The organism is Dyadobacter psychrotolerans, from assembly GCF_004349265.1.
Classification (GTDB): Bacteria; Bacteroidota; Bacteroidia; order Cytophagales; family Spirosomataceae; genus Dyadobacter; species Dyadobacter psychrotolerans.
In genome coordinates, this window is record NZ_SMFL01000006.1 from 63,379 (window position 1) to 75,439 (window position 12,061).

A 12,061-nucleotide genomic window follows, 5' to 3' on the forward strand; every position below is an offset into this window, starting at 1 on the left:
AAGCATTATGGAAATAAAACTTCATTCCCGGCTTCATTTCCCGCCGGTTTATTTTTGTTTATATCTAATTTTGAAAAAAAATACGTTTCCTCAGCTTTTACAATTACTTCCGAAAGGTTTGTCAATTTCGTTTTGGTGCAAAATATGTACAATTATACCCCGCTCCGTTTTTCTTTACTGATTTTATTTTTACTGATTGTCTTTCCTTTTACCGGAAAAACTCAAACAATTCCTGAGTGGCAGGATCCGCAGGTAAACAGTGTCAACATTGAACGGTCAAGAGCAAATTTTGTCCCATATCCTGACCAAAAAACGGCGATACAGGGAACTGCAAAATCGTCATTTATTACTTCACTAAACGGAATCTGGAAATTTAAATGGGCTTCACATCCATCCAAAGCGCTTCCGAATTTTTTTGATCCTAAATTAAATATTACCGGCTGGGACGATATTACTGTTCCGTCCAACTGGCAGGTCGTGGCAGCACGGGAAGGCAGGCCGTATGATAAACCTGTTTTTACAAACATCAAACATCCCTTTAAAGCAAATCCGCCACGTATTGTAGCCGATACCAATTCGGTTGGGATGTACCGGAAAACTTTTACCATACCTGCCGACATTAAAGACAAAAGTGTTTTTATCCGGTTCGAAGGTGTGCAGTCGGCTTGTTATGTTTGGCTGAACGGAGAAGCGATTGGTTATCATGAGGACGGAATGACGCCTTTTGAATTTGATATTTCCGAAGATGTTAAACCGGGTGAGAACAACCTTGCCGTACAGGTAATAAACTGGTCGGATGGCAGTTATCTGGAAGATCAGGATTTCTGGCGGTTATCCGGAATATTCAGGGATGTGAATCTGCTGATTTTACCCAAAACAATTGTTACAGATTTTTCTGTTCGCACCGACCTGGATGAGAATAATGAAAACGCAGTGCTTAAAATCGCAGCTTTTGTAAAAAACTTCGGAAAAGAGAATATCTATGCACATCAGGTTGTGTTTTCTCTTTATGATGCCAATAATGTGGCTGCTGCCAATCCGGTTAGTCAGACGATCGAATCGCTTACCGAATATCAGGAGAATACAATCCGGCTGGAAATTCCGGTGAACAACCCGAATAAATGGAGCGCAGAAACTCCTTATTTGTACAATCTTTCCATTCAGCTGATGAATTCGGACGGGAAAGTGCTGGAAGCCATAAATCAGAAAGTTGGGTTCCGGTCTATCAAAATTAAAAACGGACAACTGCTGGTAAACGGAAAAGCGATAACGATCAAAGGTGTTAACCGTCATGAATTTGATCCGGAAACCGGACGCGTCATCAGCAGGGAATCGATGATTACGGATATTAAACTGATGAAACAGCATAACATCAATGCTGTCCGTACCTCTCATTATCCAAACGTTGCGGAATGGTATGACCTCTGTGACCAGTATGGCCTGTATGTGATGGACGAAGCCAATATTGAAAGCCATGAATTGTGGGGACGAAACATCATTCTTGCCGATAAACCCGAATGGAAAGCTGCCTTTATGGCAAGAGGAGCCGCCATGCTCGACCGGGATAAAAACCATGCATCGGTTATCATCTGGTCATTGGGGAATGAGTCCGGCATGGGTGCCAACTTCACTGCCATGGCCGATTTTATACGGCTTGCAGATCCGTCGAGACCTATTCATTACGAAGGAAGAAAAGATTACAGACCCACATCGCTTAGCAATTTTGACATTATTTCGGTAATGTACCCTTCCACAAAGGATTTAGTAGAATTAGTAAAACAGGATAAAACCCGTCCATTGATCATCTGCGAATATGCGCACGGCATGGGCAACAGTATCGGAAATTTTAAGGAGTACTGGGACATAATTGAGAAATACCCGACCATGCAGGGAGGATTTATCTGGGACTGGGTGGATCAGGGATTGAAGCTAAAAAGACCGGATGGCTCTTTTTACTGGGATTATTTTAATTACATCGACGGTGCCAATGCCGGTGACGGGCTCGTCAATCCGGACCGGACACCTCAGCCAGAACTAAACGAAGTTAAAAAGGTATATCAATATGTAAAATTTGAAATGCCGGATACCCTGCGACAGGGACAGAAAACGGTTATAATCCGTAACAATTATGATTTTCTTTCACTCAACGGATTTGATCTTTCCTGGTCTTTACAGGAAAACGGGAAGATTATTTCAAAGGGCATCATTACAAATCTCAACACTGCACCACGCCAGGCGCAGCAGATTACCATTCCGTTTGAATTGCCCAATGCTAAATCTGCCAACAGTGAATTCTTTTTGAATCTAAGTCTGGTTACCAAAACAGCGAATTTGTGGGCTGCAAAAGGACATGAAATCGCCTGGCAGCAGACGCCCGTTTCAGCATATGTGCCGGAACGCCAGAATGTAAGTTTAACAAGAAATACCGCTTTAAGAGTTACTCAGTTAAATTCAAGCCGCGTGCTGATTACGGGCCAGTTTTTTTCTGTGACTTTTGATAAAAGAGCGGGCCGGATGATTTCTTTTAAAAACAAAAAAGAGGAAATGATCAAAACGGGTCCTTTTGCAAATTTCTGGCGGGTAACCACAGATAATGATGAAGGCGGCGGGGAAAAAAGTTTTGCCTCATCCTGGCGAACTGCCGGACTGGATACTTTGCAGCTGCTCAAATGTGATATGCGTACAGAACGTGTAAACACACATGCCTACCGGATTCATTTGACAAAAGTACTGAAAGGAACAGACGGCGAAATGCAGGTCAATTCGGTTTATACCGTTTTTTCTACAGGAGATATTCATGTAAAAAACACTATTACCCCCTTAGGAAACTGGCCTGTTCTGGCTAAGGTTGGGGTACAATTTGAAATGCCTGCTGATTTCAAAAAAATACAGTGGTTTGGAAACGGACCTTTTGAAACCTATGCCGACCGGAAAACAAGCGGGCGCGTTGGACTTTACTCCGGAACCGTGGAATCCCAGCATTTCCCTTACATCTCTCCGCAGGAAAACGGAAATAAAACCGATGTTCGCTGGGCTTCGGTTACCAATCAGGAAGGAGTTGGTTTGCTGGCAATCAGTGATTCTTTGTTTAATGTAAATGTTCATGATTATACCGACAAAGCACTAACTGCTGCCAAAACGCGGGCGGCTGTTCTGGCAAGAGGTGATGTTACAGTTGTGAATCTGGATCTGGCACAAATGGGTCTGGGAGGTGATGATAGCTGGTCACCGCGCGTGCATGATAATTACAGACTTCCTGCAAAAGTATACAGCTATGGTTTCAGATTAAAAGCAATCGACAACCTGACCAATTTGGACGAGGTACTTCGTTCGAAGCTGCCTTATCTACCCGGAAATACGGTTATTGAACGCGTGTCGCCAGAAAATACTGCACTTGAACCGGATGAAGAAGAAATTGCAGAGGAAGAGGAAATCGTAAAACCTGTTGTCCGGAAAAAGACATATAGAAAAAAGGCGCCTGTCAAAAAGAAGCGCAGAAGAAGAAGATAAATTATGACGGTCATGTTATACGTTTTTACAACATGACCGTTTTTTATTTTTTAACCGGCACTAAAACATACTGTGCTTTTACATCAATCTTCTGCGCGATTTTAACAAAAACGATTTCCGGAACATCGATTTTATGATCGGCCAGCGGCACCTGGAAGTCAGAATTAACTGAAATTTTTCCATCTTCGATTTTAATTTTTCCGCTTATCGTTCTGGTTTTGGTTACCCCATGTACCGTGAATTTTCCTGTTGCCGAGGTCTCATATTCTCCGTCTTTGGAATAATCAATTACCTTATCCATTTTCCCGCTGAAAGTACCGGTCGGATATTTTTCCGATTCCATGTAGTTTTCGTTAAAATGCTCCTGCATGAGTTTATTGGGAAATACAAAATCACGCATGTTCATCCGGATCGCAAGTTCACCCGTCGAAGTATTCAGAATCGCCTGACTCTTTTTGTTCTCTGCCTTGATATTTTCCAAAGGTGTTTCCGATGAAAAACGGGTATTACCAGTGGAAGTAGAATACATTAAACTCTGACCAAATGCCTCTCCCATTTGACACAGCACGGCCGGTATCGTTAAGATAACGACAACAAAAAAGTATCTTTTCATAGTATCAGATTTTTTCTTTGGCTGCTCTTTTATTTTTTTTATCAAAACTGAATGTCCGGGAAATGTTGAATCCATAGTGAATATCTCCCTTTGACCAGGTTCCGGATGTTTCGCCAATAAACTGTTTTTCAATCATACCTAATGAATTGGTAAAATGAAGCTGAAAAACATGTCCTCCTGTTTCAATATCCACACCAAATGACATAGAATCATGGTAAGGAGCTGTAACCGTATTTTTTTCGCGAGCCGTGTAAAAGTATTCTCCGTTCAGCGATACGCGTTTGGACAGTTTGTATCTCCCTCCGATACCCAAAGCCAGCAGGATCTTTTCGTCACCGGTCACTTCCGGATGGTTCCTGAAAAGCCAGGTGGGCGAAAGCTGTAATGAGAGTTTTTCTCCAAATTTTCTGGCGATAAGCACCTGTCCGGTATAATAAAGTTTGTTTTGAAAAACCAGTTCCCTGTTTACAGTTGCAATTCCTGTACCTCCAAAAACGGTAACGGACACCGGTATGGTACGGCCACCAGTCGTTTGTTCGATTAATTTATATTTGGCAAAAAAGTCATAAACTTTCTGGGAAGTACTTCTTCCCACGCCAACTTCCAGCCTGTCGGTCACGCCATATTCAAAACCCATCCGCATCGTAGCCTGATCCAGACCAAAGAACTGATAAGCTCCTGAATTTAACCTTCCGAATCTGTGTGAGATACGAAAGTCCAGATGCTTTTTCTTCATCGTTTCCACCGATTGCCCGTTTACAACCCGGGTAGATTTAAAGGTGGCTTCAACAGGAAAAGAGCGTGTGCTGTCCTGTTTTTCTAATTGACTTAACAAATCGTCCTGGGCATAAGTTATCACAGGGAAAAAGATAAAAAGCAATAATCTGGCGGAGTTCATATTGATGCTTAGGCGGTTACAGTGAGCGTATTTCCATCCGTGGACAGGGAAACTTTATAAGCTTTCAGGGCTGAAATTGTTCCTCCGGTAACCGGACCTTTTTCAACTGCCCCATTGGTAGAAAACTCCGAAAGGTGATTGGAACAGTAGAGATCATTGTTTGCAGAACGGTACTGAAGTGTAGTTCCCTCATGCGTACAGGCCTTTGCAAGCGCCGCGTAAGTATTCCCTGATGTAAACGCCACAAGCACATCGCCAATCACTTTGAACTGCCCGGCTGTTTTTAAACTGGAATAGGATGCGTTGGTGAGGTCAATTGTAAAGTTGATACTGCTGCCGGTTGTGGTGCCGGTAATGCCCGTTCCTGTTCCGCCGCCAGGAGTCGGATCCGGATCTTCTTCCGACGTTCCGCAGGATGTCATAGTTACACCCAGACAATAAAAAGCCATTAATGCAGAAGTACTCAAACCCAGGCTTTTGATAAACTGGCCCCTTTTCATTTTTTCTTCTTTGGTCATGTTCATAGTGATACGGTTCTGTTTATGAGTGAATAATTGCAATATGCCGGGCCCTATTTAAAAACAGGCGTGTAGCGCACCGACAGCCACATGCCTGTGGTCATTAGATTTACCTTACCGTATCCAATTCCTTTTAAAGGAACTTTGAGATAAGGTTCTGCGAGAAGTGAAAATTTGTTCGAAATGCGGTATTCATATCCTGCGGAAAGATTCAGATGACTGAATAGCGCCAATCCTGTGTTTGTACCCTCCCAATTGTATTTGGATTTAGGAACATGTTTGATATAATTGTAGGTGTATTTTTCTTTTTTGAGATAAAAAGAAGAAAACCCTGTTCCTGCAAAAAACCGTGACCGGGCGGTTTGTGTAAAATCGTATCGCACGCCCAGCGGGATTTCAATCATATTACAGATTCCGTCAATCGTAGAAGGCGTTGCGATGTCCGTCACGTATTTTTTTAACTCATATTCTCCGGCATTTGCACGGTACTCCTTAATACTTCCGATGATACCGGTCTGAATGTACAGCTTTCGCAAAACCGCATACTCAACCAATAACGAAGCTGCTTTACCCGGTTTGGAATAATTTTTAAAACCTACCGTACTTAAATCCGGAGAATAACCCAGCCGGATCGCCAGTTTTGGTGACAAATCTCTCTGTTTACCCGCTTGTTCGATTTCCGCCGGTTCCTGTTCCGGAATTTCAGGTAATGGCAAGTTTAGTTTTGAGTTGTAAAGAGAATGCTCCAATGGAACCACGGATAGTGTAACTCTATTTTCCTCTTGAATTCGGGCCTTAACGATTCCGTTTTCTACCCTTTCAGATTGATAAAAATCCGGCACTTCTGTTTCACTTTTTTCCAATTTTACTTTGGTGAATTCTGTTTTTGAAGGACGAACCAGCGCCAACTCATCGGTTTTAATGATTTCAGTAACGGATGAATTCCGCTTCTGATTATTTTCCTGAAAAGAAATAGCCCCGTAGCCCCCTTCCCTCTTTGAACGGTTAGGTTCTAAGTACACTCCGCCTGCCTTAGAGCGGCTGCGGGGCAATGTTTTTGTGCTTTTATTTACTTCGTTTTTTTCAAAAGGCGGGCTTACCGGATTTTCAGATTTTTGAGCCATTTGATTTTTATCATTTAACTTTTCTGTTTCTCCGGCCGGCTTAGTTTCTTCGTTTACTATTTTATTTTCAGCCGTTTGACCATTTGACCTTTCTGTAATATCAGCCTTCCGTTTAGCTTCCTCAGCTTGTATTATTGTCGATGAAACCGCCTTTTTGTTTCTATCAGCGACTAATTTATCAGAACTGTAATACATCATTAAGCCCGCAGGAATGAACAAAAGCAATAACCCAAGCGGTACCCATTTCCACCACCAGCCGGCCGGTCTTTTCCCGTCTTCCTGGTCGAGACGCTTGCTTAAGGCATCCCAATCTTGTGGTTCATAAGTTGGATCAAACTCTTCGGATGACTTTCTGAAGAGTTTATCCAGTTCGTCATCTGGCAACTCTATCATAATTGTCAATGTTTATTTTGGATAACATCTCTCTTAACTTTTCTCTTGCCCGGGACAAATTGGATTTTGACGCCCCAAGCGAAATATTCAGCTGATCAGCAATTTCTTCGTGTGTATAGCCGTCAATTACATATAAACTGAATACAATCCGGTAAGCCGGAGTTAGTTTCTGAATCAGGCTGATCAGTTCTTCATGAGAAAGTTTGCTGATCACCGTTTCATCTACCGATACGTTTTCGCCCGCCTCGACATTGTCAAATACGTCCCGGCGTAATTCCTGCCTGTAATGATCAAGGGCCGTGTTGATCATGATCCTGCTCAGCCAGGTTTTAAATGGCCGCTCCGGATCGTACGTTTCAAGTTTGGTAAAAACCTTTAAAAATCCGTCGTTCAGAATTTCCTTTCCCTCTTCCCTGCTTTTTGTATACCTCAGACAAATGCTCATAGCATAGCCATAAAACTGTTTATACAACAGTTCCTGACTACGGCGGTTTTTTCTTAAACAGCCGTCGAGTAGTTCTTGTAGAACGGCGGAGTTATACCCGGGCATGCTATTTGGTTTTTTAACTATTACGTGGGTATCAACTGAACGGTTGCGTGGATGAAAAATAAATTTTATAAATCAAATAAATACATATTTCGGGAAGGCAACCTATAACTTCGGGGCCATAAGTGAATTCTTGCGTAAATTTGTTACACTTACACCGGTAAAGATTTAATCTGATAAAGATACACCATGGAGCAGGATGTGCGATGGATACAGCGATTTTCAAACTTTAACAAAGCTTTTGAAAAAATTAGACGAGGCTGCTGATCCTGGCCGCGTGGCAAACTTTAATGATCTGGAAAAAGAAGGGCTGATTTATAGGTTTGAATATACCCACGAACTTGCCTGGAATGTGATGAAAGAATATCTTGAGTATGAAAGTACAACCAGCATTATGGGATCCAGAGACAATAGATGAACAGCTTGATGATTTGCTTTTACCCTATTTATTTGACCTATCTATTTATGATCAGATAGGCAATAAAGCCCTTCCTGAACACATTGACCGTGTTGGAAAGCAATTATATTCCTGCAGGTGTTAAACAAATTTCCACCCGGATTTACCACACATCCATTAATCTCTCCGATCTCATTAAATATTACGTATTTTTGACACCGTAACTGCATAGTTATGATTGTCAGGGATTTGTTTATATCATTTCATCGTTATAAACCCCTGAATACTAATTCGAATTACTGGTTATAATGGCGGAAACAGATAATAAAACAGGAGCGAAATCTCCTTTTGTAATAAAAAAAATAAGCTGGGACGGGTTAAAAATTACACTGAAACTGTTCCGGTACATTCTTCCCTACAAAGGTGTGTTTATTGCCGGAATGATTTTTCTGGTACTCTCCACGGCAACTTCACTGGCATTTCCCAAACTCATCGGAAGTGTTGTTGAAGTAATGGACGGGAAATCAAAATATACCATTAACCAGGTTACACTCTTCCTTTTCGTAATCCTGATTTTCCAGGCGATATTTTCTTTTTTCCGGATTTATCTTTTTACTATTGTTAGTGAAAAATCGATGCTTGACATTCGTACCGATGTCTTCAGCAGAATTATCACTTTACCTGTAACGTATCTTGAGCAAAAGCGTGTCGGCGAACTGACCAGCCGGATTACGTCCGACGTTTCACAGTTACAAGGTCTGCTTTCGTTTACCGTTGCCGAGCTTTTCCGGCAGATAGCCACGCTGATCGTCGGCATCGCTATCCTCTTTTACACTTCCTGGAAACTTACCTTGTTCATGCTTGCTACCTTCCCGCTGCTGGTAGTAGCGTCAGGCTTCTTCGGGCGTTACATGCGCCGTTTATCCAAAAAAGCACAGGATGAACTTGCTGCGGCAAATGTGGTGGCGGAAGAGACTTTACAGTCAGTAAACGTTGTGAAGGCATTCACAAATGAACATCTGGAGATTAAACGTTACACCACCATTCTGAGTCGTGTGGTTGACCTGTCTCTGTACGCAGCAAAGTTCCGTGGCGGTTTTACTTCATTTGTTATTCTCGCACTTTTCGGAGGTATCGCAGGTGTTGTCTGGTATGGAGCCGGTCTGGTACAATCAGGCGAGATACACCTGGCAGATCTGTTCACTTTTATTCTCTACACTACTTTTATTGGTGCATCAATAAGTGGAATGGGTGACTTGTATGCACAGATCAATAAAACGGTCGGTTCATCAGAACGCCTGTTTGAAATACTGGAAGAACCTGCCGAAATCACGATTGAGGAGTCGGCGAGTGTTCCGGCTTCCATGGTTACAGGTCATGTTACTTATCAGGATATTCACTTCTCCTACCCTTCCCGCAGCGATCTTCCGGTTTTGAGAGGAATATCTTTTGACATCAAAGCAGGAGAAAAAATAGCCTTGGTCGGTTACAGCGGAGCGGGAAAATCCACGATTATTCAGTTGCTGCTGCGTTTTTATAATTATAATTCTGGTCAGATTTTGGTTGATGGTAAACCATTAACCGAGTATGGGATTTCGGAAATCAGGAAAAATATTGCCGTCGTTCCACAGGAAGTGATGCTGTTTGGCGGAACAATCCAGGAAAATATTCTTTACGGAAAACCTTCTGCAACACCTGTGGAAGTTTACGATGCTGCCAAACGCGCTCATGCATTGGAATTCATTGACACATTCCCTGAAAAAATGGACACCATTGTCGGGGAACGTGGAATCAAGCTTTCAGGAGGCCAGCGTCAGCGGATTGCCATTGCAAGGGCTATCTTAAAAGATCCAAAAATACTGATCCTGGATGAAGCCACGAGCTCACTGGATGCAGAATCGGAAAAGCTGGTTCAAATTGCGTTGGATGAACTGATGAAAAACCGGACAACAATCGTTATTGCCCACAGGCTGGCAACAATCCGGAAAGTAGATCAGATTTATGTCATCAGAGAAGGACAAATAGCCGAATCAGGCACGCATCAACAGCTTTCTCTGATGGACAACGGCTTGTATGCTAATTTAATTAAACTTCAATTTGAAACCGCTGAAAGCCTTTAATGGAAATTAATAAAGAAATAAATAAAAAGGCTTCTGCTGCTTTTTTTGAACAGGAATTAAATAAAGCTTCCCAGGAGGAAAATCAGGCACAGGAAAAATTCAACAGGTTTGCCATATCCAGAATTGCCGTTTTCGTGGCCATAATCGGCAACATTGTTATCCTGAACAAAACCGGTAGTCTTGTCTGGCTTGGTTCACTTGTGCTGCTTATCGTTTTGTTTTTTGTTTTGATGAAAAAACAACAGACAGCAAAGCGGGAGCGAAACTTCCAGCGTAATATTCAAACGGTTAATGAGGACGAACTGGAAAGGCTTTCCTTTAAATTTAAAAGAACAGATACAGGAATTCATTACCAGGAAAAAAATCATGGTTATGCTACGGATCTGGATATTTTCGGAGAATATTCGCTTTACAGATTACTCAACCGTACTCGTACAGCCGAAGGAAGCAAAAAGCTGGCTAGCTGGCTAAAAAATCATGCACTTCTTGATGAAGTTCTGATGCGGCAGGAAGCTTCTGAAAACTTCAAAAAGTATCCCGGCATTATCCAGAACTGGGAAGCAACTGCTTTGCTTCATGAGCATGCCGCACAGCAGGTTGGCGCCTTTCGTGCCTGGTCGTCCGAAAAACTTCCTGATGAACTTTCTTTCTCTTTGAAATGGCGTTTCTGGCCGGTTATAACTTTGGCAATTGGCATTCTTGCCTTGGCAGGACTTATTCCTGGCTGGGTGGTTACTTTAAGTTTAGTGTGGCACGCACTCATAATCAGGCGATTTTTAGCAACTGTCCAATCCATCGCAAACCGGACAACAGCTCTGGGTTTTACCCTTCTTGCCTATTCAGAATTATTGGAAAATGCAGAAATTGCACCTTACAATTCGAGATGGTGGAATGAAAGAAAGGCATTGATTAAAGGTTCGGGAAAGGCGCTGAAACAAGCCGGGAGCCTTTTTGAAAAACTTGATTATCGCAATAACATCTTCTTTTCTCTTTTTGTAGGCATCCCGACACTTTGGGATCTGCACTGTCTGGCAGGACTTGAAAAATGGAAACAGGCGCACCAGGCACATTTAAATAGCTGGCTGGAAGTACTTGCAGATACAGAAGCAATGAACAGCCTGGCAGGACATGCCTTCGCCAATCCGGAATATACCGTGCCTCAGGTAACCTGGGATAATGGTGTAAATATTGAAGCAAAAGCCATGGGCCATCCGCTGATTCCCGAAGAAAAAAGAATCAGTAATGACTTTGTAATGAACGGAATGGGCCAAACTATATTGGTAACAGGCTCAAATATGTCAGGAAAAAGTACATTTCTAAGAACCATCGGGCTCAATATCGTACTTGCTCAGGCTGGCGCGGTTGTTTCGGCTTCGAAGTTTGCCTGCTCGCCAGTCAGGGTTTTCAGCAGTATGCGAACTCAGGATTCTCTGGAAGAAAATACTTCTTCGTTTTATGCAGAATTGAAACGTCTTCGCCAATTGCTCGAAATGGCAGACGAAGCTGATCAGTCGCCCGTATTCTATCTTCTTGATGAAATTCTGAAAGGAACCAACAGCGCAGACCGGCACCGCGGTGCAGAGGCATTAATCAGACAGCTTCATCCGAAAAGGTCAGCCGGGCTCGTTTCCACGCACGATCTTGAACTGGGTGAATGGGGAGCAACCGAAAATTATGTTCAGAATTTCCATTTCCGTTCCGATGTGGAAAACGGTCAGCTGCATTTTGACTATAAACTGCATCACGGAATCTGCCGCAGTTTTAATGCATCTGAATTGATGAAAATGATGGGAATTGATATCGGACCGGAGAAGGAAACTGTTTAATTGTTTGAAGGTTTAAACAATATTTCCATTCAATTTATCAGTGTTTTGCAGGTTTATTTTTAAATCAATAAGCTCGTAATTTCACCTGCTCCAAATGATATCCGCGGTTTTACGT

General features: G+C 42.5%; 9 protein-coding genes. 4 read left to right on the forward strand and 5 right to left on the reverse strand.

Features of this window, described 5'->3' with window-relative positions:
- Window positions 1–144 precede the first annotated feature (144 nt).
- On the forward strand, window positions 145–3,510 hold the full coding sequence (lacZ, locus tag E0F88_RS17280; protein WP_131959535.1) for a beta-galactosidase, LacZ type: 3,366 nt from the start codon (window positions 145–147) through the stop codon (window positions 3,508–3,510).
- 43 nt (window positions 3,511–3,553) lie between these two features.
- Here lacZ and E0F88_RS17285 read toward each other — a convergent pair whose 3' ends face one another.
- The 5 genes from E0F88_RS17285 to E0F88_RS17305 are packed head-to-tail and all read right to left on the reverse strand — an operon-like array spanning window position 3,554 to window position 7,606.
- On the reverse strand, window positions 3,554–4,123 hold the full coding sequence (locus E0F88_RS17285; RefSeq protein WP_131959536.1) for a YceI family protein: 570 nt from the start codon (window positions 4,121–4,123) through the stop codon (window positions 3,554–3,556).
- Window positions 4,124–4,127: 4 nt separating this feature from the next.
- Complete coding sequence (locus E0F88_RS17290; protein ID WP_131959537.1) at window positions 4,128–5,021, reverse strand: DUF5777 family beta-barrel protein; 894 nt, start codon at window positions 5,019–5,021, stop codon at window positions 4,128–4,130.
- An 8-nt stretch (window positions 5,022–5,029) separates the two neighbouring features.
- A complete protein-coding gene (locus E0F88_RS17295) occupies window positions 5,030–5,545 on the reverse strand; it encodes a QcrA and Rieske domain-containing protein (protein ID WP_229213803.1) in 516 nt (171 codons plus the stop codon).
- Window positions 5,546–5,592: 47 nt separating this feature from the next.
- Window positions 5,593–7,056 (reverse strand): porin family protein, encoded by a 1,464-nt coding sequence (locus E0F88_RS17300; RefSeq protein ID WP_131959538.1) that lies wholly within the window; start codon window positions 7,054–7,056, stop codon window positions 5,593–5,595.
- Window positions 7,037–7,606 carry an RNA polymerase sigma factor gene (locus E0F88_RS17305; RefSeq protein WP_131959539.1) on the reverse strand — a complete coding sequence of 190 codons (570 nt, stop codon included), beginning with the start codon at window positions 7,604–7,606 and terminating at the stop codon, window positions 7,037–7,039. The genes E0F88_RS17300 and E0F88_RS17305 overlap by 20 nt, the downstream gene beginning before the upstream one ends.
- Before the next feature lie 238 nt (window positions 7,607–7,844).
- Here E0F88_RS17305 and E0F88_RS17310 point away from each other — a divergent pair, with 238 nt between their 5' ends.
- From E0F88_RS17310 to E0F88_RS17320, 3 genes are all read left to right on the forward strand, one after another.
- Window positions 7,845–8,021: a nucleotidyltransferase substrate binding protein gene (locus E0F88_RS17310; protein ID WP_229213804.1), complete on the forward strand. Its 177-nt coding sequence runs from the start codon at window positions 7,845–7,847 to the stop codon at window positions 8,019–8,021.
- A gap of 287 nt (window positions 8,022–8,308) precedes the next feature.
- On the forward strand, window positions 8,309–10,120 hold the full coding sequence (locus E0F88_RS17315; protein WP_131959540.1) for an ABC transporter ATP-binding protein: 1,812 nt from the start codon (window positions 8,309–8,311) through the stop codon (window positions 10,118–10,120).
- On the forward strand, window positions 10,120–11,946 hold the full coding sequence (locus E0F88_RS17320) for a MutS family DNA mismatch repair protein (RefSeq protein WP_131959541.1): 1,827 nt from the start codon (window positions 10,120–10,122) through the stop codon (window positions 11,944–11,946). The genes E0F88_RS17315 and E0F88_RS17320 overlap by 1 nt, the downstream gene beginning before the upstream one ends.
- The last annotated feature ends 115 nt before the right edge of the window (window positions 11,947–12,061 follow it).